Annotated in this window: 23 protein-coding genes; 12 read left to right on the top strand and 11 right to left on the bottom strand. The window is 65.9% G+C overall.

Features of this window, described 5'->3' with window-relative positions:
* The first annotated feature begins 136 nt into the window (after positions 1-136).
* Complete coding sequence (hpaR, locus tag PQR54_RS27190; protein WP_041759232.1) at positions 137-544, top strand: homoprotocatechuate degradation operon regulator HpaR; 408 nt, start codon at positions 137-139, stop codon at positions 542-544.
* Positions 545-553: 9 nt separating this feature from the next.
* Here hpaR and PQR54_RS27185 read toward each other — a convergent pair whose 3' ends face one another.
* The 4 genes from PQR54_RS27185 to PQR54_RS27170 all read right to left on the bottom strand — a co-directional run bounded on the left by PQR54_RS27185 (position 554) and on the right by PQR54_RS27170 (position 3,634).
* Positions 554-742, bottom strand: coding sequence for a hypothetical protein (locus PQR54_RS27185; RefSeq protein ID WP_408251095.1), 189 nt, complete (start codon positions 740-742; stop codon positions 554-556).
* Between the two features lie 17 nt (positions 743-759).
* Complete coding sequence (locus PQR54_RS27180) at positions 760-1,899, bottom strand: DSD1 family PLP-dependent enzyme (protein WP_408251093.1); 1,140 nt, start codon at positions 1,897-1,899, stop codon at positions 760-762.
* 20 nt (positions 1,900-1,919) lie between these two features.
* Complete coding sequence (locus PQR54_RS27175; protein WP_408251090.1) at positions 1,920-2,591, bottom strand: HAD family hydrolase; 672 nt, start codon at positions 2,589-2,591, stop codon at positions 1,920-1,922.
* Between the two features lie 137 nt (positions 2,592-2,728).
* Positions 2,729-3,634 (bottom strand): LysR family transcriptional regulator, encoded by a 906-nt coding sequence (locus tag PQR54_RS27170; RefSeq protein ID WP_408251088.1) that lies wholly within the window; start codon positions 3,632-3,634, stop codon positions 2,729-2,731.
* A 201-nt stretch (positions 3,635-3,835) separates the two neighbouring features.
* Here PQR54_RS27170 and PQR54_RS27165 point away from each other — a divergent pair, with 201 nt between their 5' ends.
* The gene (locus tag PQR54_RS27165) at positions 3,836-4,930 is read left to right on the top strand and encodes a hypothetical protein (protein WP_408251086.1); all 1,095 of its coding nucleotides are present in this window, start codon (positions 3,836-3,838) and stop codon (positions 4,928-4,930) included.
* A 61-nt stretch (positions 4,931-4,991) separates the two neighbouring features.
* On the opposite strand, the gene aroQ is transcribed toward PQR54_RS27165, so the two are convergent.
* Genes aroQ through PQR54_RS27150 form a run of 3 tightly spaced genes read right to left on the bottom strand, consistent with a single transcriptional unit; the run spans position 4,992 to position 7,983 of the window.
* Entirely contained in the window at positions 4,992-5,432 is a 441-nt protein-coding gene (gene aroQ, locus PQR54_RS27160) for a type II 3-dehydroquinate dehydratase (RefSeq protein ID WP_012427663.1), read from the bottom strand.
* Between the two features lie 43 nt (positions 5,433-5,475).
* Positions 5,476-6,543, bottom strand: a complete 1,068-nt coding sequence (locus PQR54_RS27155; RefSeq protein WP_408251084.1) for a Gfo/Idh/MocA family protein — start codon at positions 6,541-6,543, stop codon at positions 5,476-5,478.
* A gap of 33 nt (positions 6,544-6,576) precedes the next feature.
* Positions 6,577-7,983, bottom strand: coding sequence for an MFS transporter (locus PQR54_RS27150; RefSeq protein WP_408251082.1), 1,407 nt, complete (start codon positions 7,981-7,983; stop codon positions 6,577-6,579).
* A 277-nt stretch (positions 7,984-8,260) separates the two neighbouring features.
* On the opposite strand from PQR54_RS27150, the gene PQR54_RS27145 reads away from it, so the two are divergent.
* Together PQR54_RS27145 and PQR54_RS27140 are read left to right on the top strand one after the other, a co-directional pair.
* The gene (locus PQR54_RS27145; RefSeq protein ID WP_408251080.1) at positions 8,261-9,217 is read left to right on the top strand and encodes a LysR family transcriptional regulator; all 957 of its coding nucleotides are present in this window, start codon (positions 8,261-8,263) and stop codon (positions 9,215-9,217) included.
* Positions 9,218-9,478: 261 nt separating this feature from the next.
* Entirely contained in the window at positions 9,479-11,002 is a 1,524-nt protein-coding gene (locus PQR54_RS27140) for a CoA-acylating methylmalonate-semialdehyde dehydrogenase (RefSeq protein WP_408251078.1), read from the top strand.
* A gap of 86 nt (positions 11,003-11,088) precedes the next feature.
* Here the strand turns inward: PQR54_RS27140 and PQR54_RS27135 are convergent, their stop codons facing one another.
* The 4 genes from PQR54_RS27135 to PQR54_RS27120 form a co-directional block, all read right to left on the bottom strand.
* On the bottom strand, positions 11,089-12,429 hold the full coding sequence (locus PQR54_RS27135; RefSeq protein WP_408251076.1) for an MFS transporter: 1,341 nt from the start codon (positions 12,427-12,429) through the stop codon (positions 11,089-11,091).
* 64 nt (positions 12,430-12,493) lie between these two features.
* Positions 12,494-13,057, bottom strand: a complete 564-nt coding sequence (locus tag PQR54_RS27130) for an isochorismatase family protein (protein ID WP_408251074.1) — start codon at positions 13,055-13,057, stop codon at positions 12,494-12,496.
* A gap of 17 nt (positions 13,058-13,074) precedes the next feature.
* Positions 13,075-13,527 carry a MarR family winged helix-turn-helix transcriptional regulator gene (locus tag PQR54_RS27125; protein ID WP_408251072.1) on the bottom strand — a complete coding sequence of 151 codons (453 nt, stop codon included), beginning with the start codon at positions 13,525-13,527 and terminating at the stop codon, positions 13,075-13,077.
* Between the two features lie 63 nt (positions 13,528-13,590).
* The gene (locus tag PQR54_RS27120) at positions 13,591-16,287 is read right to left on the bottom strand and encodes a winged helix-turn-helix domain-containing protein (RefSeq protein ID WP_408251070.1); all 2,697 of its coding nucleotides are present in this window, start codon (positions 16,285-16,287) and stop codon (positions 13,591-13,593) included.
* A 383-nt stretch (positions 16,288-16,670) separates the two neighbouring features.
* Between PQR54_RS27120 and PQR54_RS27115 the strand changes: the two genes are divergently transcribed.
* From PQR54_RS27115 to PQR54_RS27080, 8 genes are all read left to right on the top strand, one after another.
* The gene (locus tag PQR54_RS27115; protein ID WP_408251068.1) at positions 16,671-18,266 is read left to right on the top strand and encodes a class I adenylate-forming enzyme family protein; all 1,596 of its coding nucleotides are present in this window, start codon (positions 16,671-16,673) and stop codon (positions 18,264-18,266) included.
* Positions 18,263-19,063, top strand: a complete 801-nt coding sequence (locus PQR54_RS27110; protein ID WP_408251066.1) for an SDR family NAD(P)-dependent oxidoreductase — start codon at positions 18,263-18,265, stop codon at positions 19,061-19,063. The genes PQR54_RS27115 and PQR54_RS27110 overlap by 4 nt, the downstream gene beginning before the upstream one ends.
* 9 nt (positions 19,064-19,072) lie before the next feature.
* Entirely contained in the window at positions 19,073-19,840 is a 768-nt protein-coding gene (locus PQR54_RS27105; protein ID WP_408251064.1) for a crotonase/enoyl-CoA hydratase family protein, read from the top strand.
* A 2-nt stretch (positions 19,841-19,842) separates the two neighbouring features.
* Positions 19,843-20,823, top strand: a complete 981-nt coding sequence (locus PQR54_RS27100; RefSeq protein ID WP_408251062.1) for an NAD(P)H-dependent flavin oxidoreductase — start codon at positions 19,843-19,845, stop codon at positions 20,821-20,823.
* The gene (locus tag PQR54_RS27095; RefSeq protein WP_408251060.1) at positions 20,820-21,968 is read left to right on the top strand and encodes an acyl-CoA dehydrogenase family protein; all 1,149 of its coding nucleotides are present in this window, start codon (positions 20,820-20,822) and stop codon (positions 21,966-21,968) included. Before PQR54_RS27100 ends, PQR54_RS27095 begins: the two co-directional genes overlap by 4 nt.
* Positions 21,969-22,002: 34 nt before the next feature.
* Positions 22,003-22,425, top strand: coding sequence for a PhlB family protein (locus PQR54_RS27090; RefSeq protein ID WP_408251058.1), 423 nt, complete (start codon positions 22,003-22,005; stop codon positions 22,423-22,425).
* Positions 22,426-22,460: 35 nt separating this feature from the next.
* The gene (locus PQR54_RS27085; RefSeq protein WP_408251056.1) at positions 22,461-23,612 is read left to right on the top strand and encodes a thiolase family protein; all 1,152 of its coding nucleotides are present in this window, start codon (positions 22,461-22,463) and stop codon (positions 23,610-23,612) included.
* A 4-nt stretch (positions 23,613-23,616) separates the two neighbouring features.
* A partial coding sequence (locus PQR54_RS27080) for an MBL fold metallo-hydrolase (RefSeq protein ID WP_408251054.1) occupies positions 23,617-24,885 on the top strand: 1,269 nt, incomplete at its 3' end.

Here is a 24,885-nt window from a genome sequence, read left to right as displayed (position 1 = left end):
TGCGCTTGATATCATCCATGGTCAATAGCCTGTCGGCTGATCGCGGGTTTTCCCTTAAGCTTCGACGGCTGCTTTTAAATCATCTTCCAACATGTCCGCTTCCGCCTCGACCCGAGTTTTGCACCGCAACCTGCCCATGCTGTTGCTGCGCGCCAGAGAAAAAATGATGGAGCGGTTTCGCCCGCTGATTACCGCGCATGGCTTGACCGAACAGCAGTGGCGCGTGATTCGCGCGCTCAATGAGCACGGCCCGATGGAACCGCGCCACATCTCCGATATCTGCACGATTTCGAGCCCGAGCATGGCCGGCGTGCTCGCGCGCATGGAGAGCATGGAGCTGGTGACCAAGGAGCGTTTCGCCGAAGACCAGCGGCGCGTGCTGGTGTCGCTCACGGACACGAGCGCGGAATTGGTGCGCGTGATTTCGAAGGATCTCGAAGCGCATTACCGCGAGTTGGAGCGCAAGGTCGGACCGGAGATCGTCGAGCGCGTGTATCGCGCGGTGGACGATCTGCTGGCGGGTCTGGAGGAAGAGGAGGAGTGAGGTAGCAGCTTAGCGGCGCGAGCCGGTGCCGCGGTGTTCTCTAACGTCGACGTGCATGCGCCGCTTCTTGTACGCGCAACGCGGACAGTGGCGCACGGTGGCGAGTGAAGTCGTCATGCGTCGTGCGATTTCCTTGTGCGAGAGGTCGTCGCCGTAGCGCTTGATCGCACCGCCGGCGCTGCGCAACAGAAATGTCATGCGCTGGCGCCCCCGCTTCACCAACCGTGAAAGCGCCGCCACTCCACGCTGTTGCCGTCCGGCGCCACCGCGTGATACTCGGGAAACTGCGCGCCGGTAGCGCATGCGTGATTCGGCAGAATGCGCAGTTTCATGCCGATCGGGAAGCGCTGCGTGACATCGTCGTGGGCGTCCGCGTCGTTCGCGGTCGGCGAGAGAACGCCGTGTTCCTGGTTGGCGCCGCTGACCACGTAGCCGGGCAGCGGCGTGCCGTTCAACAGGCACGGCTGGCCATAGGCGAAATCGTGCGACTGCTTCGAGGTGCCGCGATCCCGGCTCATCGCCATCCAGCCAGCGTCGAGAATCGCCCAGCCCTTGTCCGCCTGATGACCGATCACGGTGGCGAGCACGCTGAGCGCGATGTCGTCGAGTGCGCACACGCCGACGTTGTGCATGACGAGGTCGAACAGCACATACACACCCGCGCGCACTTCCGTGACGCCCTCTAACTGCGTGGCAGCGAGGGCAGTGGGCGTCGAGCCGACGCTGACCGCCGGGCAGGCAATGCCGGCTTCGCGCAGCCGTTGCGCGGCGCGCACGCAGCCGGCGCGTTCCTGCTCAGCGAGCGCCGCGAGTGCTTCGGGCGTGTCGAGCTCGTAGCTTGAACCGGCATGGGTCATCACGCCGCCCACCTTGACGCCGTTCTCATGCAGAATCCGGCCGACTTCGAGCAGTGTGTCCTGTTCCGGTGTGATGCCTGAGCGGTGCCCGTCCGTATCCACTTCGATCCACACCTCGAAGGTTTCGCCGTGCTGATCGGCGAATGCGGCGATGGCCGAAGCGGCGGTCGGATTGTCTACCACGAGCTTCAGATTGCAGCCCTGGCGGCGCAGCGCGAGCGCTCTCGGCAGCTTCGACGGAGCCATGCTGACGGCGTAAAGAATGTCGTCGACGCCGGCGGCGAAGAACGCCTCGGCTTCCTTCAATGTGGACACCGTAATGCCGCGCGCGCCGGCGGCGATCTGCGCACGGACGACGTCGATGCATTTGGTGGTCTTCACGTGCGGACGAAACGCGACGCCGAGCGTGTTCATACGCCCTTGCATTCGCGCGATGTTTCTTTGCATCCGTGCGATGTCGATCAACGCGGCTGGCGTTTCAATCTGGTCGAGTTTCATGCTTTCACCGGGAATTGGGGTTACGCGTGGTCATGCTGGTTCGCGCCGAAGCGAGCGAGCCACGGGACGAGCTTGTCGAGCGTCGGTGACTCGAGCTCGGGCGCCTGCGCGCCGTCCACGAGCGGCAGGCCGACGCGGTTGTGCCAATACGTCCGCAAGCCGACGGCGGCGGTGCCGAACATGTCGTAGCTGGAGCCGGCCACGAACGCCGCTTCGTGAGCTTGCACGCCGAGCTTTTCGAGCGCGAGGCGGTAGGGCAGAGGGTCCGGTTTGTACATGCCCGCTTCTTCGGCGGTGACGATGGCGTCCCAGCGGACCGGCAAAAGATGAGCCGCCTGTTCGCCGAGCCGCGCGGAGCAGTTGGTGACGACCGCCAGCTTGCAATGCGGCGCGAGCGTTTGCAACGCGTCGAGGGCGCCGCTCCACGGCGTGAGCGTCAGCCAGTCCGCTTCAAGCGCGAGCGCGGCGGATTCGGGCAGGCCGACTTGTGCGGCGGCTTCGCGCACCAGTTGCTCATATGCAATGTACGAGCCGCAGCCGTAGGTCAGCCGCAGATAGGCGGCGCGCCATGTCCGGCCCGCCTGTTCGGAACCGGCCGCGCGATTCCATGAGGTCCACGAGTCGAGCAGGGCAGTCAGGAGATCGAACAGGACCGCTTTGGGATAGGCGGCGGGCGCGGAGGCAAGAGTCATGATTGATTTGAGCGGCGGCGAACGGTGAGCTGATTATAAAGTTGCATCGGCGGCGCGGCGTTCAGATAGGCTAACTCATAGATTCAGCCAGATCGAATGATTCGTTTTGCGACCGCGCACACGCGGGTTTTGAACATTCATCGCCGCCAGGGCGGCTGCGGCCTGAACCTGCCTTGCAGATACTGCATGAAATGGCGGGTGCGCGCCGGCAGGCCCGCGCGTTGGTGCGTAAGCGCCATGACGTCGGCATCCGGCGCTTTCCATCCGGGCAGCAGACGCACGAGCTTGCCCCTCGCGATATCGTCGGCCACGTCCCATTCGGAGCGCAGGATCACGCCGCGTCCTTCGCATGCCCACTGGCGGATCACATCGCCGTCGTTGCAGCTCAAATGGGCGGACACGCGCACGCTGCGGCGCGTGCGGCCCTTGCTGAACTGCCACAGCGAGACATCTTCGTTGTTCTCGCGCAGCACGATGCAGGGGAGCTTGCTCAATTCATCCGGAGAATCCGGCGTGCCGATTCGCTTGATCAGCGCGGGCGCCGCGCAGACGAAGCGCGCATTCGGTGCAATCGTGTAGCCGATCAGATTCGACACCGGCAACTCGCCGATATGCACGACGATATCGAAGCGATCCATTGTCTCGGTCAGCGGCTTGTCGGATAGCGTAAGCGCGACGTCGATGTCCGGGTTCCGCTGCTGGAAATCGGCAATCGCGGGCGCGAGATGCCGCCGCCCGAACCCCAGCGGCGCATTGATCTTCAGCGTGCCGACGAGTCCGCCGCGGCGCATCTGCAGGTCTTCGAACAGCGCGTCGAACTGCTGGACGAGGTCGGCGCCCCGTTCGCACAGCAGCGTGCCTTCTTCGGTGAATTGCAGGCGGCGTGCCGTGCGGTTCACCAGTTGCGCGCCCAGCTTCTTTTCCAATTGCTGAAGACGCTGCGTGACCGCCGAGGGTGACAAGCCCAGCTTGCGCGACGCGGCGACCAGACTGCCGCTTTCGCGCAGCGTCAACAGGAAACGGATATCGGCCGAATCGTTCATATGAGCGGCGTTTGAGTTCGGAAGTCTGGCAGCTTAAAGTGTTTGGACTCGCGGTTCCAGTTCAGTCTGGCACGCGCGCCCGCGAATGCGGTGCGGCTCGCAAGGTAAAGTGATGCCTGCCTTCATGCAGGCGACGGCGCGAGCCGCTAAAGTATGCGTTTGCGCCGATTACCTGTTGCTTTCATTTGAAGAGAAGTCCACATGCCGTTGTCCAATGGGCCATCGAATGGTCCGTCAAACGATGCCGCGCAGAACAGCGCCTTGACCTTGAAACAGGCGGTGTTTCTGCATACAGGCTGGCGTAGTGCCGGAACGTGGGTCTGGTCGCGACTGCGCGAACTCGATACCGTGACCGCCTTTTATGAACCGCTCAGCAACGTGCTCGCGGATCTGAGCCTTGCCGATGTGTCCGCGTCGCGCCCCACGCTGACATCAGGACATCCGCCGCTCGACGCGCCGTATTTCGACGAATATCGCCCGTTTTTGCGCGACGGCGCTCTCGGTGTGGACGGTTACCGCCGGGGTTTCAGTCTCGATCGCTTCGCCAGCATACCGGATGCGGAATTTCCCGCCATGCAGGCCTATTTGCGCAATCTGTGCGAGCGCACCACCGAACAAGGCAGCGTACCGGTCTTCAAGTTTTGCCGTTCGTCCGGCCGGCTGCCGTGGCTGAAACAGGCTTTTCCGCAGGCCATGCATGTGGGTGTGCTGCGAAATCCCGCGTCGCAGTTCGCTTCGGGGTGGCTGCTCAGCCGGCAATGGAGCAACCCATTTTTCGTGGCCGCGCCGTTTCGGGTGCTGGGGCTGAATCAGGCGGACCCGCTAGTCAGGCAGGCCATCGAAATTTGCGGCGTGAGCTTGCCGCCGTCCGCGCCCACTTCGGATAACGCTTATGCAATGGCTTGCGAGCAGTATGCGCGCACGGCGGAAGGCAATAACGCATATCGGGCGTTCGTCGCTTTGTGGATTCTGTGTGCGTTGCGCATGGCGGGGGGCGTCGATCTGCTGATCGACATGGACCGGCTTGGAACATCGCGCGACTATGCGGCGGGTTTGCGCGCCGGCTTCGAAACGCAGAGCGGTTTGTCGCCCGCCTTTGGCAGCGCACGCGATCTGGTGGATGAGACGCGGCGCGGTGCGGCGCGCATGAGCGGCATCGACGGAAGGGCGATGCGTGCCGTGCATTCCGCCGCGCTCAAATTCCTCAAGGCACAGGGGGCCGCGGATGCCGCCTTTGTCGAAGTGATCCGCGAGAAGATGGTGCTGGCCAATGAATTGACCGACGCATGGCGCTGATGGCGCATTCGCCGCGCGACGGTAAATAACCCCGAACGCGGCGACGCAAATTCGCCGTCGTTTAAGCGGCCGCCGCCGACACAGCCGCCCGCAACCCCAGCAAATAACTGTCCACACCAAAGCCGCAAATCTGTCCTTTGACGATTTCCGCGAACACGGACACATGCCGGAATGCCTCGCGCGCGTGGATGTTCGACATGTGGATTTCGACCACCGGCACCGTCAGGATCGCCAGCGCATCGCGAATACCGTAGCTGTAATGCGTCCACGCGCCGGCGTTGATCATGACGCCGTCCGCGTTGTCAGTGAAAGCCTGGTGGATGCGCTCGCACATGGCGGCTTCGCTGTTGGTCTGAAAGCTCTCCACCTGCACCCCCAGTTCCTTGCCCAATGCCTGCAGGCTGCTGTCGATTTCGGCCAGCGTCACGGTGCCGTATTGCGCGGGATCGCGCTTGCCGAACATATTGTGGTTGATGCCGTGAAGCATCACGAACGTTTTCATGGGGTGTCCCTGGAGGATTGGAGTCAGTAAAGGCGCTGCGATATCAGTGCGCCGCCGCGGCCGCGGACGTCGTGTCGACCACGGCACCGGTATTGGCCGCTTCGACGATCGCCTCGGTAATGCGCAGATTGTGCAGGCCGTCGCGGGCGCTCACGAGCGGTTCAACTTCTCTGCGGATCACGCGCACGAAATGTTCGAGCTGAAGCTTGAGCGGATCGTCGCGAGTCATCTCGGCGACGCCGACCTGAAACGGCTTCCACCACGAACGATCCTCGGCCTTGCCATAGGTCTTCAGCCGCATGGTGGGCACGGCGAGCGAGCCAAAGGTGCCCGCAATGACGTAACAGTCTTCATCTGGATACGTCGGATAAGCCTTGTTTTCCTGCGAGGTCTGTTCCCAGCTGCGCGCACTCGCGGCCGTGTCGGACAACATGAAGCTGCCGAGCGCGCCGCTCGAAAAGCGCAGGTTGATCGCCACCGTGTCTTCGACCGGAAAGCCGCGTGTGGCGTGCGACGAAAACGCCTGCACGGCCACGATATCGCCGCACAGCATGCGCAGGTTGTGCACCTCGTGAATCATGTTCAGCAGGATCGGACCGCCGCCCGGCTCGCGCCGCCAGGGGGCGTCGGCGTAGTACTCGTCCGGTTTGAAGAAGACCGCGCTGCCCATCACCGCGACCAGTTTGCCGAGCCGGCCTTCGTCGATCAGCTGCTTCGCACGGGCCATGATCGGACTGTGCGCGCGATGATGCCCGATCAGCAACGGCACGCCGCGGCGTTCGACCTGGCCGACCAGCGTTTCGGCTTCACCGACCGTGGGCGCGATCGGCTTTTCGAGCAGCGTGGGCACGCCGGCCGCGAGACAGGTCAGCGCGTGCTCCACATGCAACTGGTTCGGCGTGGCCAGGATCACGCCGTCTGGGCGATCGCGTTCGAGCAGTTCTTCGAGCGTCCGGTAAAGCGGCACGCCGGCCTGCGCAGCGAGCGCCTGTGCCGCCGGCGACGGGTCCACGATCGCCGACAGCGTGCATGTGCCGCTCTGCTGCGCGACAGCCATGTGAGCGCGGCCGATATAGCCCGCGCCGGCCACGGCGATCCGGATCCTGGTCATGGATCGATTCCTTTGAAGTTCGATCGAAATGGCTTACGCAAGGGCTTTTTTGGTTTCTGCCATGGTCTCGGCCCGCATCCGGTCGTAGCTGTCCTTATCGATCGGCACCGCATTGGGTTCGCCCAGATCGCTCAACTTCACGCGGTAGTTCTCGCGGGCGGTCCATGCGGTCACGGCGGCAACGATGGTGATGGCGAACGTGATCGTGCCGATGATGAGCGGCACATTGGTCGATCCGGGCGGCGCGACATAGGCGAACAGCGCGGGCAGCAGGGCGGTGATCGTCGTGCCGATGTTCTGGCCGATAGCCATGGCGGAGACGCGTGAGCGGGTCGGGAACAGCTCCGGATAGAAGCTCGGGAAGATCGCGTTATAGCCTTGATAGATGATGCCCCACATGAGGATCGACATCACCATGGCGAGCGGCACGTTGCGGATGCTGATCGCGTACAGATAGCCGAACGACAGCAGACCCGCGCCGAGCGCGCCGACGACGATGGGCAGGCGCCGGCCGATCCGGTCAGACAGATTACCCACATAGGGAATCACCAGCACGGCGACGATGTTGCCGATCACCGGAATCCACAAATAGACGCTCTTGGAAAAACCGATGCCGTACGACGCCTGCACCGCATAGGCCGCGCCGAAAATGGTGGCGACGACCGGGATCACGTTCATCAACGAGCAGAGAATCACGCGCACCATATCGGGCCAGTTGTAGCGGAAAGCTTCGACAATCGGCGACTTGGGCACGTTGCCGCTCGCGTCTTCTTTGGCGAACGCGGGTGTTTCATGGACTTCGCGGCGAATGTAGTAACCCGCGATCAGCACCACGGCGCTCAGCAGGAACGGGATGCGCCAGCCCCACGAATTGAACGAGCTCTCTTCCATGAAGTAGGCGAGCGGCAGGAACACGGCGGCGGCGAGAATCTGGCCCGCCTGCACGCCTTGCAGGGTGAAACTGGCGTAGTAACCGCGCCGCCCGAATGGTGCGTGTTCGAGAATCATCGAACTCGCGCCCGAGATTTCACCGGCCACGGCGAAGCCTTGAATCAGACGCAGCACCACCAGCAGGGCGGGCGCGAGCAGCCCGACGCTGTGATAGGTCGGCAGAAAGGCGACTGCCATCGTCGAGAAGCCCATCAGGAACATGCAGACGAGCAGTACGTTCTTGCGGCCGTGAGTGTCCCCCCAGTGCCCGAGCACCACCGCGCCGATCGGCCGCGCGACGTAACCCACGCCGTAGGTGGCGAGCGAAGCCACGATGGCGATCTTCGGATTGCCCGACGGAAAGAACAACTGTGGAAAGATCAGGGCCGCCGCCTGGGCGTAGATAAAGAAGTCGTAGTACTCGAGTGCCGAGCCGATCCAGCCGCTGGCGGTTGCTTTGCGAGCCTGCGAGCGGCGTTCATGGCTGCCTGCCGATGTATTCGTTTCCATGGTGTCTCCAGAACAGAAATGTTTTTTGATCAGCTTCTACGGCTGGTTCATTGGCGTACTGAAAGCAAAACTATGCAAGCCAGGACTTACCTGGCCCCGACCGCGCGGCCTGCTTCCTACGCGCCAGGATGCTGCTGTGCAGCGAAGCGGTCTTCTGAAAAGTACAGGGTTAACGAGTACCTGGTTGTACCTAGTATTTCATCCGGCCAACATCCCTTGCCCGATCGGTTCGTTAAGTCTAGGGTAATGTGCTTCTGCACGGACACAATGCGGCCAGATGGAAAATCAGAATGCGCTCACAGCCAGCAATGAGTCGTTCCTGCGCGATCTGCAATTGTTCTGCAATATTGCGCGCCGGGGCAGCTTCGTGGCGGCATCGACGGAGATGGGTTTGTCGCCCTCGCATGTCAGCAAGCGCATCGCCATGCTGGAAGTGAGTCTCGGCGTGAAGCTGTTTCAGCGCACCACGCGCCGGGTCAGCGTGACGAGCGACGGCGAAGCCGCTTTGCAGTGGGCGCAAAAAATACTCGACGACGTGCAGGGCATGGCCGATGCGTTCGCCGATCGCCGCACCGAATTGCGCGGCTTGCTGCGCATCAGCACGAGCCTGAGGCTCGGACGCAAGCACGTGTCGCCGATTCTGGCCTTGCTGCGGCAGCGTCATCCGAATCTCGAGATCTGGCTGGAATTGCTGGACCGGCGCGCCGACCTGGTCGGCGAGAACTTCGATATCGACGTTCGCGTGGGCGAAGTGCATGAGCCGCACCTGATCGCGCACAAGATGGTGGAGAGCGCGCGGATACTCTGCGCGTCGCCGGAGTATCTGGAGCGGCGCGGCATGCCGCTCGAACTGGCCGAGCTGGCCCAGCACGATTGCCTGCTGTTTCGCGGACGCGACGACCGCTTCGGCGTCTGGCGTCTGAGCGGTCCGGACGGCGAAAAGAGCGTGAAGGTGACGGGCACCGTCGCGTCCAATCTCAGCGATATCGTCGTGCAGTGGGCGAGAGACGGTTACGGCGTGGTGATGGTGTCGATCTGGGACGTGGCCGAGAGCCTGCGCGCCGGTGAACTGGTGCGCGTGCTGCCTGATTACATGCAGTCCGCCGATGTGTGGGCGGTGACCGCGGAGCGTCTGTCGTCGTCGGCGAAGATCCAGGTGTGCATCGAATTTCTCCGGGAACAGTTGACGAGCGGCCCGTATGCGTTGGTGACGCGCGGCGTGGGCGGCTTTTGACCGAGCCACGCCGGTACGTGCGTTGACGCCTGAGCGAGGCTCACGTTCCAATACAGTTGCCACGCAAAAAACAATACAGTGAGGCGCGGTTTTAATTGGCTGTATCGGGAATATGACCGGCGCGGTCGATACAGTTGGCGGGTCTCGATGGAGCCTGCCGACGAGCGGATCGCCGCTCTGGCGCTGGGCGACGTAGCCTGATTTTTTGCCTATGGCCCGGTGCCGACGCGCCGCGGTTTATCCCGAACACGAGGTAAAGACATGAATGCAGTGAATGAACAAGCGAAGCTGTCGGTGCAGCAGTTGGGCCACTACATCGGCGGCGCGCCGGCCGCGCCGGCAAGCGGCCGCTTCAAGGACGTGTTCAATCCCGCCACCGGCAAGGTGAGCGCTTCCGTCGCGCTGGCGTCGGTCGAGGAAGTGGACGCGGCGGTGCAGGCCGCCAAGGCCGCCTTTCCCGCCTGGAGCGAAACCGCGCCGATCAAGCGCGCCCGCATTCTGTTCAAGTTCAAGGAGTTGCTGAACCAGCATCACGACGAACTGGCGATGCTGATTACGCGCGAACACGGCAAGGTGTTCACGGACGCGCAAGGCGAAGTGGTGCGCGGCATCGAAGTGGTCGAGTTCGCGTGCGGCATTCCGAACCTGCTGAAGACCGATTTCACCGATCAGATCGGCGGTGGGATCGACAACTGGAATCTGCGGCAGGCGCTGGGCGTGGTCGCGGGCATCACGCCGTTCAACTTCCCGGTCATGGTGCCGATGTGGATGTTCCCGGTCGCGCTCGCCTGCGGCAACACGTTCGTGCTGAAGCCGTCGGAACGTGACCCGTCGGCGTCGCTGCGTCTCGCCGAATTGCTGAAGGAAGCCGGTCTGCCGGACGGCGTATTCAACGTGGTCAACGGCGACAAGGTGGCCGTCGATGCGCTGATCGATCACCCGGACGTCGCGGCGCTGTCGTTCGTCGGCTCGACGCCGATCGCCGAATACATTCACACGGAAGCGTCGAAGCGCGGCAAGCGTGTGCAGGCGCTCGGCGGTGCGAAGAATCATCTGGTGGTGATGCCCGATGCCGATCTGGATCAAGCCGTCGACGCGCTGATCGGCGCGGCCTATGGTTCGGCGGGCGAGCGCTGCATGGCGATTTCGGTTGCGGTGGCGGTCGGCAACGTGGCCGACAAGCTGATCGAAAAGCTGGTGCCGCGCGTCAAATCGCTGGTGATTAAGAACGGCGAACATCTCGACGCCGAAATGGGCCCGTTGGTTACCGCTGAACATAAAGCCAAGGTGACGGGTTATATCGCCTCGGGCGAGGCGGAAGGCGCGAAACTGATCGTCGATGGCCGCGCGCATCCGGTGGCGAGTGAAGACGGCTTCTTTGTCGGCGGCACGCTGTTCGACCATGTCGGCACGGAAATGAAGATCTACAAGGAAGAGATCTTCGGCCCGGTGCTGGCGGTGGTGCGGGTGCCCGATTTCGCGAGCGCCGTGGATCTGATCAACGCGCACGAGTTCGGCAACGGCGTGTCGCTGTTCACCTCGGACGGCGGTGTGGCGCGCGCGTTCGGCCGGCAGATTCAGGTGGGCATGGTCGGCATCAACGTGCCGATTCCGGTGCCGATGGCGTGGCATTCGTTCGGCGGCTGGAAGCGTTCGCTGTTCGGCGATCATCATGCTTATGGCGAAGAGGGTGTGCGCTTCTATACGCGCTACAAGAGCATCATGCAGCGCTGGCCGGATAGCATCGCCAAGGGTGCTGAATTTACGATGCCGGTGGCGAAGTAATTCATTCGGCTGGATCGTTGTAATGAAAAAGCCGCGCCTGAATTGTCAGGCGCGGCTTTTTCGCATCTGCTCGCGGCAACGGCCACTTAAACGCCCGCGGACGAATCCTCTTCCGCTTCGCTCAACACAGCGTTTTGCACGGCGACCGCGGGGCTGACATAAGCAGGCGCCTGCCGCGGATCGTCGACGCTATACCGCAGACGCCCCGCTTCGAGATACACGCGCAACTGGCGGTACTTCACGAAATAGAGCAAGCCGACAATCGCCGCCGCGAATCCCGAAGCCGCGCCTACCCCGAGCGCCCAGCGCGGGCCGAAACGGTCCGCGACCCAGCCGACGACCGGCGCGCCGAGCGGCGTACCGCCCATCAAAATTGCCAGCAGAATCGCGATCACCCGGCCGCGCATGGCAGGCTCGGTGGTGACTTGCACGAGACTGTTGGTGGACGTCGAGAAGGTCTGCGTCGAGACACCGATCGCGATGAGCGTCAGGCCGAACAACAGGGTGCTCGGCATCAGCGAAGCCAGCGTACAGCCCACCCCGAACATGGCCGCCGCGCTGAGCAGCAGCACCATGCGCGGTTTCGCACGGCGCGCGGCAAGCAGCGCGCCGGTCACGGAGCCGATCGCCATGGTCGAGCTCAGCACGCCGTATTCGCTGGCGCCCGCATGAAACGCCGTGACCGACATCGTCGAAATGAAGATCGGGAAGTTCAGGCCGAAGGTGCCGATCAGGAACAGCATCAACAACGCGGTCACCAGATCGGGACGCTTCCAGACATACTTGAAGCCTTCCACGAAACTGCCGCGCGAGCGCGCCGCGTGCGGTCTCGGATGCAGTTCGTTTACCCGCAGCATGCGCAGCGACCCGAGCACGGCGACGAAAGACAGCGCGTTGATGAGAAACACCCAACCGGTGCCGACCGAGGCGATCAGCAAGCCGGCAACCGCGGGCCCGACCATGCGCGCCATGTTGAACGAAGTGGAATTCAGGCCGACAGCGTTCGACAGATCCTCTTCGCCGACCAGATCGGACACGAAGGTTTGGCGCACCGGCGAGTCGAACGCGGTGACGCAGCCGAGCAGCCCCGCGAATACATAGACGTGCCACAACTGCACGAGCCCGGTGACGGTGAGAATGCCGAGGCCCAGTGCGCAAGTGCCCATGGCCGCCTGGGTGGCGAACAGCAGCTTGCGGCGGTCGAAGTGATCGGCCGCATAACCGGTGAGCGGCAACAGCAGCAATTGCGGGCCGAACTGCAGCGACATGACGATCCCCACGGAGGTCGCGTTATGACGCGTGAGTTCCGTGAGGACGAGCCAGTCTTGCGCCGTGCGCTGCATCCACGTGCCGATGTTGGAGACGATCGCGCCGCTCGCCCAGACCCGGTAATTGAAATTGCGCAGCGAACGGAAAGTGCCTGTCACCGGACTGTTTCCCTGTGCGGGGTTAGCCCGGCGCGCGGGCTTCGCTGCATGGTCGAACCAGGCATCATGCGCGGGAACGCTCGAGCAACTCGAGGAGTTCCTGCGTCGTGCCGGTCTCGCCGAGACGCGGGAAGATGCGCGTGATGCTGTTGGTGTGAGCGTCCGCATTGAGGTCGGTCATGGCGTCGACAACCAGCGTGACGTTAAAGCCGAGTTCGTTGGCGTAGCGCGCGGTGGATTCGACACCGATGCTGGTCGCCACGCCCAGCAGCACCACTTGCGTGACGCCTTGCTCGCGCAGATAGGCTTCGAGATCCGTGTTTGTGAACGCGCCCCAGGTGCGCTTGGTGACCCGATGATCCGACGGCTGCGCGTTGATCTCGGGCACGAGGTCCGCGAAGCCGGCGGGGAAGTCGCCGGCGGGGCGCGCCTGTTCCGCGCGGCCCGGCGCGCCGCCGGTCACGTTGACGAGCACCACGGGCAGGCCGTGGCGGCGAAACGCGTCGGCGACGACAGCCGAGCGCTTGACGACTTCGCCGGTGGGATGCGCGGTGGGCAGCGCGACAATGCCTTGCTGCAAATCGATGACGATCAGCGCGGTTTTTGCGTCGAGCGTGGTGAGTGCCATGAGATGCTCCGTGAGAGTTACGAGTCGATGAGGCGTTTGAGCAAGTCGACGCCGGTCGCGAGTTGTCGTTGCTCGGCCGCCGAGAAGCGCGTCTGGATGGTGCGGAACAACCAGTCTTCGCGCGCCGCGCGGCTTGCCTTGATTTTCTTTCGAAAGGCGGGCGTGAGAGAGAGGACCGTTTGCCGTCCGTCGTTCGGATCGGGCGCGCCGCTGACGAGCCCGGCGGCTTTCAGAACCGAAAGCGTCTCGCCCATGGATTGCGGACGCATGCCGTGAGCACGCGCGAGCGCGGTTACCGTTGCCGGACCTTCGCGCTCCAGCAAGCCGAGGACCTGCACCTGTGAAGGGGTGAAATCGCCCAGATGCGATTCTTCACGCAAGCGGCGGCGCAGTTTGCCGACCAGCACGCGCAGGTTTTCCGCCATGGCGTGCAGGGATTCGGTGTCGGACGGTAAATCGCTCTTGCTCATGCCATGACAAATGTGAAGGTTACCTGCTAAGGTTACCTTCGTATCGGGCTGAGGTCAAGGAGGTCAGACGATCAGGCCCGAGCGGCGCGCGATGACGATCGCCTGCGTGCGGTTGCTTGCGCCGAGCTTCGCGCTGATATTGCGCAGGTGAAATTTGACGGTCGTCTCCGACACGAACAGCCGTTCGCCGATGGCGCGATTCGCCAGCCCTTCCGCGAGGAGCACCAGCACGCCGTGCTCGCGATCGGTCAACCCGTCGATCGTGCCGGCCGGAACGGTTTCGCGCGCGGCGTCGGGCAGCGCGTTGCACGCACACTCGACCCCCGCGACGAACGCCGCCGGGTGGGGGTTGGCCGCAAGCCACGCCGACCCGGCCGTCGTCCAACGGTAGGCGTCAAGCAACGCCGCCATCTGTCGCCCCTCTTCGGCGAACGGCTGAACGAATCCTTCCCGGCATGCAAAGGTCAGTGCGTCTTGCAGCGGCGCGGCGGCAAGCCTGACATCGCCACGCACGCAATGACCGATAGCGAGCAGGATGCGCAGCTTCAGCGCGCGTCGCAGCCGGCCGTCGCGCAGGGCCAAGGCGAGTTGCGCGCCGGCCTGCGCGATGCCGTCGGCATCGTCCGGGTCGTTCATCCGCAAGCGCAGGTCGGCGATTTCCACGGGTTCGAGGTCCGCCGTGAACACGCCGGCGTCGCCGTGGTGGTTGCGTCGCGCGGCCTGCGCCTGATAGTGGCGCGCGGCGGAGAGATTGCCTTCGAGCAGGGCAAGGCGTGCGCGTTCGAGCCACGCATGCGCCGAGAGTCTCGGCAGTCCGCGAGCGTGACCGAGGCGTTCGAATTCGGCCAGCGCGTCGCGCGCCTGTTCGCCGCGGCCCAGTTGCGCGTGAATGCGCACCCGCAAAGTCTGGCCGATGATCAGCAGATCGGCGACCCCGGATTCGCGCGCGATCGGCAGGGAGCGCTCGACCAACGCCTCGGCTTCGTCGAGCCGGCCGGCCAGATACAGCGTGTCGGCGTACAGAATTCCGAGCGCGGCCTTGCGCAAGGTCGTCTGCCGGTCGTCGTCCGACGCATGCTCGTACGCACAGCGATACCGGCCAATGGCGTCGCGCAGCCGGCCCTCGATCAGTTCGATCGCGCCGTGCAGTCCCTCGGAATAGGCCTCGCCGAGCGGACAGCCGAGCGCGCGATGCTGGACGATCGCTTCGTCGATCGCGGCCCGCGCGTCCGGCAGTTCGTTGCGCAGGATCATTCCGCCGGCCTGGATCGATTTCAGCCATGCGCCCGCGAACGTCGGCTCGTCGGGCACGACGACATCGCGCACCAGCCGCGTGTACGAATCGAGATCGTCGGAGTGCATCACGTTCATCACGCGCAACGTGGTCGCGGCGAGCCGCTGCTCGCCGGTCATCGCATTCGACGGGTCGGCGTCGAGCGCATCCAGCAGCGCCAGCGCGTCGTCGTAGCGCTGCAGGAACATCATTGCCCACGCATGCGCGACGCGCAGCGCGGGGAACGACTGCAGTTCATCCGCGCAGAACCGGTCGAGCCAGCGGCACAGCAGCCCGACCCGCCCCGCATGCAGCAGGCTCGCCGCGCAGGCGGCGACGCGCGTCAGCGCCGCCGTGCGTTCGCCGGCCGCCAGCGCATGGTCGACGGCCAGCACGTGCATGTCGCGCGCCCCGTACCAGGCGGATGCCGCGCGATGCAGCCGCTGCGCGTCCCGCGCATCGCGCGGCGCGAGCCGTTCGCGCAGGAAGGACGCAAACAGACCGTGATAGCGGTACCAGCCCGATTCGCCGTCAAGCGGCACGACGAACAGGTTCGCGCGCTGCAGACGGTCGAGCAGGTCGCGGCTGTCCTGGCGCCCCGTGACGGCGTCGCAAAGCGGCGCGCTCAGGCGATCGAGGACGCTCGTCTCGCGCAGGAAGCGCTGGACGTCGTCGGGCTGGTGGGCGAGCACGTCTTCCGTCAGGTAATCCGCGATGTCGCTTTGCGCATTCGCCACCGCGGCGACAAAGCGCGCGGCATCCGTGCGCCCGGCCAGCGACAGCGCGATCAGGTGAAGCGCCGCGGGCCAGCCCTCCGTGCGTCGATGCAGCGCGCCGATTTGCGCTTCGTCGAGCGCCAGGCCACGCTGGTCCCGCAGCAGCGCCGTGGTTTCCTGCGGCGAGAAGCGGATCTCGTCCGGCCCCAGCTCGCACAGCAAGCCCTTCGCGCGCAGACGCGCGAGGCCAGCCACCGTCCGCATGCGCGAGCCGATGACCAGCAGTGCGTTGTCCGGCAGTTGCTCGACAAGCCGGGAGAAATGATCCAGCACGTCCGCGCATTGCACCTTCTCGAAATCGTCGACGCACAGCACGAAGCGGCCAGGCCATGCCGCGATCCGCTCGATCAGGCCGCGAATCAGGTCCGCGCCGGCCGCGTGGACATCGAACGGGGAATGGCCATGCCGGGACCGCTCCGGCTCGACGCGGTCGATCTGCGCGAATGCACGCGTGAGATAGGCGAAGAAGCGGGCCGGGTCGTTGTCGTCCTCGTCGACGCGAAACCATGCGGTCGCCACGCCGGCCTCACGCATACGCGCGCAGAATTGCGCCAGCAATGTCGTCTTGCCGAAGCCGGCCGGTGCGCGGACAAATGCGGTCCGCGTGTCCGGGCAGCGCGCCAGCGCATCGTCGAGGTTCGTGCGGCGAACCTCGGACGACATCGGCGGCGGCGCCGCCAGTTTCGATGCAATCCAGTGATGATCTGCCATGGCGTTCACAACGTCCGAAATGCGGGATGCCTAACCTGTTGCAACCGTCAGGCTCGCTGCGGCCCGTTATCGGGCCATGCGGCGCGCGCCGTCTCTCGCGTTGCCCCGGTCGTGCACTGCGATGATTCCTGTCACGAGGTGCGGTGCACCAGGCCAACGCCGCCGGTTCGCGAACGGGAAGGATGCGATGTTACTTCCGCGCCGCTTGCGAATGCTCCGGGCATTTACCCTACGCGCGCCAGCTCGCCGCACAACGTCATAAACACTTCGTCGAGATGCCGGGCCCGAGCCTTCGAACCGCCGCAGAAAATCATCAGAAATGACGAAGAGCGCGATACGGGTGCAGCGGTAGACTCGCTTCGAACCAATCAGGAGACATGCACATGACCGTGCAACCAGAGGCATCGAGCAAGACTGCGCAGGCGTCGTCCGGCGCCACGTCTTGCCTGCCGGGCACCCTCGAGCACTGGGCCGCCGATCGCCCCGACGACATCGCGATCGTCGACGGCGATACGACGCTGACCTGGCGCGCGTGGAACGACATGGCGGACCGCGTGGCCCACGCGCTAATCAGCCTTGGTGCGCAGCCGGGCGACATCATCGCGATCCGTTCGCAGATTCGCCACGAGTGGCAGATTCTGCATGCCGCAGCCGCGAAGATCGGCTGCTCGGTGCTGCCGTTCAACTGGAGGCTGACGTCGCACGAAACGCGTTTCGTGCTGGAGGACAGCAAGGCCGCTTTTCTCGTGTTCGACGACGACGATCCGGCCGCCTGCCAGGAGGCCAGCGAAGGCCTGCCGCTCAAGGCCGTGATCTCGGTCGGCGCGGCACAGGCGCACGGCATCGTGCCGTTTTCGCGCCTGCTCGACGTCGCCCCGCCGTCGCCGCTGTTCTCGGCCGCGCGGCCGCCGCTCATCATCTACACGTCGGGCACGACCGGCCGGCCGAAAGGCGTCGAGATGGTCCACGCCGAGGTGACGCCCGAGTTGTTCGAGTACGTGGAGAGCGTCGAGGAAGCCGATCCGCAGCGTCCCGGCGCCGTCACGCTGCTTACGATGCCGATGCACCACGGCGCGGGGCCGGGCCTGTGCTGGAGTTCCATGCGGGCCGGCAACGCGATCGTGATGATGCGCCGCTTCGAGCCCGAACAGGCGCTGGCGGAGATCGAGCGCCACAGGGTCAATCACTGGACCGTCGTGCCGACGATGCTCAAGCGTATCGCATCGCTGCCGGCCGACACGCTCGCCCGTTACGACGTGTCGTCGATTCGCTCGATCCGGGTGGGGGCTGCGCCGGTGCCGAGCACGGTCCGCGAATGGACCGTCGCCCATTTCGGCCACGTGCTGCACGAAGGCTACGGTGCAACCGAAGTCGGCATGATTTCGCATCTGCGGCCGTCCGACATGCAGCGCAAGCCGGGGTCTAGCGGGCGGCCATACCGCCACGTGCACATCCTCATCAAGGACGAGACCGGTCATCCGCTGCCGGCCGGCCAGATCGGCGCGGTGTGGGTGAAGTCGCCAGTCGTGATCGACCGCTACCTGAACGGGCCGGAGCTTGGCCGGGACGTGCTCGACAGCGACGGTTATTTCGCGGTGGGCGATGCCGGCCGGATCGACGACGAAGGCTTCGTCTACCTGAGCGACCGCATCAAGGACATGATCATTTCGGGCGGCGTCAACATCTATCCGGCCGAAATCGAGGCCGCGATGATCACCCATCCCGCGATCGAGGACGTCGCCGTGATCGGCGTGCCCGACGACGAATTCGGCGAAGCGGTGAAGGCGTTCGTCGAACTGCGGGCCGGCGCATCGCTCGATGCCAAAACGCTGCAGGCGTTCATCCAGCCATTGCTGGCCTCGTACAAGCGGCCGCGCAGCATCGAATTCGTCGCGGAGCTGCCGCGCAGCACGGTCGGCAAGGTGCTCAAGCGCGAACTGCGCAACCCCTTCTGGAAAAATCAGGAACGAAGCGTATGAACAGGGAACAGACTTTATTCGATCTCACCGGCCAGGTCGTGCTGGTGACGGGGGCGGGGCAAGGCGTCGGCCGGGGCATCGCACAGACGCTCGCGGCGTTCGGCGCGGCGGTCGCGGTCAACGACTATTTCCTCGAACGCGCGCAGCAGGTGGCGGACGAGATCGAGGCGGCGGGCGGCAAGGCGGTCGCGGTGCAGGCCGACGTCACCGACTACGCCAGCGTCGCGCGCATGTTCGACGATACACGGGGCGCGCTCGGCGCCGTCGACGTGCTCATCAACAACGCCGGCAACGCTGGCGCGCAGCCCGATCGCCGCGACGGCCCCAAGCCATTCTGGGAGACCGAGCCGGAAGACTGGCGGCGTTTCATCGGCGTGAACCTCGACGGCGTCATGCATTGCAGCCGTCTGGCGCTGCCCGACATGATCGAGCGCAGGCACGGTCGCGTGATCACGATCATTTCGGAAGCGGGCCGCTGCGGCGAGGGCCACGGACTCGAAGCGTACTCGGCCGCGAAGGCCGGTGCGGCGGGCCTGATGCGCGGCATCGCGCGCAGTGTCGGCCGCTTCGGGGTCACGGCCAACAGCATCGCGATCTCGGCAACCGAGACGCCCGCGATCGCCGACGCGTTGACCAACACGGAGTTCATGAAGAAGGTGCTGGCGTCGTACGTGATCCGCCGGGTCGGTCAGCCGACCGACGTCGCCGCGATGGCGCTGTTCCTCGCCTCCGGCGCGAGCAGCTGGATCACCGGCCAGACCTATCCGGTCAACGGTGGTTTCTCATTCTCGATGTAAGGAGCGACGATGAGCGAACCTCTCGTAATCACCGAGCGGCGCGGCCCGATCCTGATCGTGACGATCAACCGGCCGCACGCGAAGAACGCATGCGACGCGGCCACCGCGCGCGCGATGAACGAAGCCGCCGACCGGCTCGATGCCGATGATTCGCTGTTCATCGGCATCGTCACCGGTGCGGGCGGCACCTTTTCGGCGGGCGCCGACCTGCGCGCGGCCGCGCGCGGCGAGTCGGCGTCGACGCCCGAGCGCGGCGGCTTCGGCTTCTTTCGCCGTCCGCCGTCGAAGCCGGTGATCGCCGCGGTCGAAGACGTCGCCGTGGGTGGCGGCATGGAACTCTGCATGGCGTGCGATCTCGTCGTGGCCGCGCGCGACGCGCGCTTCGGGCTGCCCGAGGTGCGGCACAACGTGCTCGCGATCGGCGGCGGGCTGTTCCGCACTGTGCAGCGCATTCCATACAACATCGCGATGGAATTCCTGTTGACCGGCGACCTGCAGACCGCGGAAACGATGCAGCGCTGGGGCTTCGTCAACCGCGTCACCGAGCCGGGCGAAGCGCTCGCGGGCGCGCTCGAACTCGCGGAGCGGATGCTCGTGAACGGGCCCACCGCGCTCGCCGCGACCAAGCAGGCCGTGCGCGCGTCGACCGACTGGCGCGAAGACGACGCATGGACGCTGCAGATGCCGATCGCCAACCGGGCGCTCGAATCGGAAGACCGCAAGGAAGGCGTGCAGGCGTTCCTCGAGAAGCGCAAGCCGGTGTGGAAGGGGCGCTGATCATGAACCGCCTGCCTGCCCGGATTGCCGTCCGCCTGCGGCTGCCGCTGATCGCCGCGCCGATGCTGCGCGTGTCGGGTCCCGAGCTGGTGATTGCCGCGTGCCGGTCCGGCGTGGTCGGTGCGTTCCCGACGGCCAACGCGCGCAACCTCGACGAACTCGACGCGTGGCTGACGCGGATCGGCGCCGCGCTCGCCGACTTCTCCGGCCGTGCCGCGCCATGGTGCCCGAACCTGATCATGCACCGCGACCCGGACACGTTGCGCCGCGAGCTGGCGCTGATCGTCCGGCATCGCGTGGAGATGGTGATCACCAGCGTCGGCTCACCCGCGCCGGTGATCCCGGCGCTGCACGACGCCGGCTGCCTCGTGTTCGCCGACGTCGCGTCGATCCGCCACGCGCATCGTGCGCTCGAGGCGGGCGCCGACGGGCTGATCCTGCTCACCGCCGGCGCGGGCGGCCAGACCGGCTGGCTGAACGGCCTGGCCTTCGCCCGCGCGGTGCGCGCGTTTCACGACGGCCCGCTGGTGCTCGCCGGCGGCGTCAGCGACGGCGAAGCACTGTTCGCCGCACGCGCGCTCGGCTGCGATCTCGCGTACATGGGCACCCGCTTCATCGCGACCGACGAGAGCATGGCATCGGACGCGTACAAGGCAATGCTCGTCGCGTCGGACGCGGACGACGTGATGCTGACCCGCGCGATCACCGGCTTGCCGGCGAGCATGCTGAGGCCATCGATCGCCGCGGCCGGGCTCGATGCCGGCACGCTCGACGAATCGATCACGCCGGAGCGCGCGCGCACGCTGTTCGGCGAGGCAAAGGACACGGCGCGCCCGACTCGCTGGAAGGACATCTGGAGCGCCGGACACGCGGTCGGCGGCGTGCGCGCCGTGCAGCCGGTCAAGCAGCTTGTGGCGGCGACCGCACGCGAATACGACGAGGCGCGCCGGCGCATGCTGGCCATGGAGGGAGACACACGATGACCATCGACTTTCGTCCGTCGTGGATGGACGACGATCTCGAACTGTACCGCGGGTCGGTGCGGCGTTTCGTCGAGACCGAGATGCAGCCCGACGACGAGGCGGCCCGCAAGCGCGGCCACGTCGGCAAGGAGATCTGGCGGCGCGCGGGCGAACTGGGTTTGCTCTGCACCGACATCCCGGGCCGGTACGGCGGCGCCGACGGCGATTTCCGCCACGAGGCCGTGCTGTACGAGGAAATGGCGCGCCGCAGCCTGACCGGCATGTGCCCGTCGATCCATTCGATCGTTGCGCATTACTTCCTGAATCACGGCACCGAAGCGCAGAAGCACGCGTTCCTGCCGCGTATGGCGCGCGGCGAGATCGTCGGGGCGCTGGCGATGACCGAGCCGGGCGCCGGCTCCGACCTGCAGGCGCTGCGCACGCGCGCCGAGCGCCGCGGCGACCACTACGTGCTCAACGGCGCGAAGACGTTCATCACGAACGGCTTCCTCGCCGGCGTGGTGCTCGTGGCCGCGAAGACCGATTCGGCCGCCGGGGCGGGCGGCACGTCGATCCTGATCGTCGAGACCGACGACTGCCCGGGCTTCCGGGTCGGCCGGCTGCTCGACAAGATCGGCCTGAAAGCGCAGGACACCTGCGAGCTGTTCTTCGACGACGTGCGTGTGCCCGCGGATCGCGTGCTCGGTGGCGTCGCGGGGCAGGGCTTCTACCAGATGATGTCCGACCTGCCGTACGAGCGGCTGATCATCGGCGTGATGGCGGCGGCCGCGATGGAGGGCGCGTACGAAGCGGCGCTCGAGTACGTGCGCTATCGCGAGGCGTTTGGCCGGCCGCTCGTGGAATTCCAGAACACGCGCTTCAAGCTCGCGGAGATCGCGACGACGATCAAGGCGACCCGCTGCTTCATCGACCGCTGCGTCGAGGACCTGGTTGCGGGGCGGCTCGATACGGCGAGCGCATCGATGGCGAAGCTGTGGGGCTCCGAACAGCAGGGGCGGGTCGTCGACGAATGCCTGCAGTTGTTCGGCGGCTACGGCTTCATGAACGAGACCATGGTCGGGCGCATGTACGGCGATGCGCGCATCCAGCGCATCTACGGCGGCACCAGCGAAATCATGAAGGAAGTCATCGCGCGCGCGATGTGACATTGCGCGTCGACACCATAGAGGAATACGAACCATGTTGCCTTTGCTCGACCCGACGCTTTACTCGGAAACCGGTACGGATGCGCTGCCCGATGCGCCCGCGCTGCGCGCCGTACGCTCCCCTGATGGCCATATCGGTTTTCCGCCGCAGCGCTATGGCTGCCAGGTGTCCGGCTCCAGCGGCGACGCGCTGCAGGACGTGCTGCTGACCGGGCGTGGCCGCCTGCGGGCGATCGCGACCGTGCATCTGCACGCGCAGCCGGTGCCGGCGGTGCCATTTACGGTCGTCGAAGTGGCACTGGACGACGGTCCGGTGGTGCGCGGCCTGCTGTCCGAGAACCAGCCGCTACCGCTCGAGCACGGCACGGAACTCATCACCCGGCTCGAAGAAACCGTGGATGCGACCGGGCGCAAGGTGCGCGCGTTGCGCTTCGCGGTTGCCGCTGCCCGCGACTGATCCACTGATCCATCAACAGCATTCATCTTTTCCATATGGCCAAGACACTTGCAGAACTTCGGCCCGTCTACGTCGTTGGCGTAGGCTGGCATCGCTATCAGGAACCGACCGACACGCCCTACGTGCAGCTCGGTCTCACCGCCGTGCGCCAGGCACTGCAGGACGCGCGCGCCGAGTGGGCGGCCGTGGAAACCAGTTACGTCGGCACCGGCCGGCTCGGTATGGCGAGCGGCCGGCCGATGCTCAGCCACCTGGGGCGCAACGAAGCGTCGATCGTGCACGTCGAGAACGCGTCGGCGTCGGGTTCGGCGGCGTTCCGCCACGCCTGTATCGAGGTGGCGGCCGGGCTCGCCGACCTTGGCCTCGTGGTCGGCGTCGACAAGAGCAACGGGCCGGCGCGCGTCGCGCTGACACAGACCGGCGTCGCCGATCTCGCCCGCGACGAAATCGCGCCGTTCACGCATTTCGCGCTGCTGACCGATGCCTACATGGCTCGCCATCGCATCGGCATCGACGAGGTCGCACGTGTCGCGGTCAAGAACCACCGCAACGGCGCCGCGAATCCGAACGCGCACCGGCAGAAAGTGCGCACGCTCGACGACGTGCTGAACGGCCGCGCGGTGTCGGGCAAGCTGACCACGCTGCAGTGCTGCCCGGTCGGCGAGGGCGCGGCAGCGGTCGTGATCGCCTCCGAGGATGGCATTCGCCGGCACGGGCTCGATGCGGCCCGCGCGATACGCGTCGCGTCGTCGGCCGCGATCAGCGAGATCGTTTATCCGGCCGGCGTCGATTTCGACGCGGAACTGACACGCCGGGTCGGCGCGCTTGCGATGCGGCAGGCGCAGGTGTGCCCGGCCGACCTCGACGTACTCGAACTGCACGACGCGTTCGCGATCGAGGAACTGCAATACCTCGAGGCGCTCGGCGTATGCGGCCCCGGCGAGGCGGCGGCGAGGCTCAAGGCCGGCGCGTACGACATCGGCGGCGAGCTTGCGGTGAGCCCGTCGGGCGGCCTGATCGCGATGGGGCATCCGCTCGGGCCGACCGGCGTCGGCCAGATCGGCGAGATCGCGATGCAACTGCGCGGCGAAGCCGGCGCACGCCAGCAGCGCGACGCGAAGACCGGTCTCGCGCACATGGTCGGCCTCGGCGCGGTCGCCTATGCGCATGTGCTGCGGCGGGACTGAGCGGATGGCGGCGACCGCAGACCGGCAGGTGGACGACCCCGCGGGCGGGCGCGCTGGCGCGCCGACGGCGGCCCCCGGCGCCGCTGCCACGCCGCTCGTCTATCCGTTCGGCACCGGCCCGGCGCCGGGCGCCGCGCACGAACTTGCGCCGGGGGTGCGCTGGATCAGGCTGCCGTTGCTCGGCGAGTTGCAGCACATCAACGTGTGGGCGATCGCCGACGGTGGCGGCTGGGCCATCGTCGACTGCGGGCTGTTCACGGCGGAAGTCGTCGCGGTGTGGGAAACGCTGCTCGAAACGGGCCTCGAAGGACGGCCCGTTACCCGGATCGTCGTCACCCACCAGCATCCCGATCACGTCGGCATGGCCGGCTGGCTCGCGCGCCGGTTCGGCTGCGCGCTGTGGATGACGCCGCCCGAATATGCGGCCTGCGCCGATACGCAACGCGGCGAGCGACTCGATGCGGGCGTCGCGTTCTATCGCGCAGCGGGCTGGCCGCGCGATGCGCTCGAGCGCTACCGCACGCAGGCGAACGACCTGCAACGCTACGTCGACGCGCTGCCACCGGACTTCACGGCCCTGCACGATGGCGACCGGCTCACGCTCGGTGGCCGCCTCTGGGAAATCGTGACCGGCAGCGGCCACTCTCCGGAGCACGCGTGCCTGTGGTGCGCCGAACTCGGCTTGTTCATTTCCGGCGACCAGGTGTTGCCGACGATTTCGTCGAACGTCTCGGTGACGCCGGCGAGTCCGCGCGCCGACCCGCTCGGCCGCTGGCTCGCATCGCTCGACAAGCTCGCGCGGCGCATTCCCGACCACGCACTGGTGCTGCCCGCGCACGGTCTGCCGTTTCGCGGTCTGCACCAACGCCTCGCGCAACTTGCGGCGGGGCACGCCGGCGGCCTGCAACGGCTGCGCGACGCGCTGTCCCGGCCGGCGCGCGTCGTCGATCTGCACGGCGCGCTGTTCAGGCGCGTGCCTGGCGGGTCGCCGTTCCACTTGCGGCTCGCGTCGGGCGAGTGCGTTGCACATCTGAATCGACTGATCGCACAGGGCGAAGTCGAAGTGTCGCGGGATGCTGACGGTGTCGACTGGTATCGGCTGGTACGGGCTGGCGCCGCCCACGACGACGGCCTCTTCAGGCTAGTCCGAGGCGGCGCGCGCCGCACCCGCCGGCGGACCGGCAAGCACACGAGCACGCTCGCGAAAGCGACCCGCGCAGCGCATAAGAACAAGCGCCGGCGGGGCCGCCGGTTTGGGGGGGCCCCCCGGCCG

Origin of the sequence: Paraburkholderia phytofirmans, from assembly GCF_046028095.1 — a bacterium.
GTDB lineage: Bacteria > Pseudomonadota > Gammaproteobacteria > Burkholderiales > Burkholderiaceae > Paraburkholderia > Paraburkholderia phytofirmans_A.
Note: the sequence above shows the minus strand (reverse complement) of the source record. Positions and strands in the feature narration are given on the sequence as shown.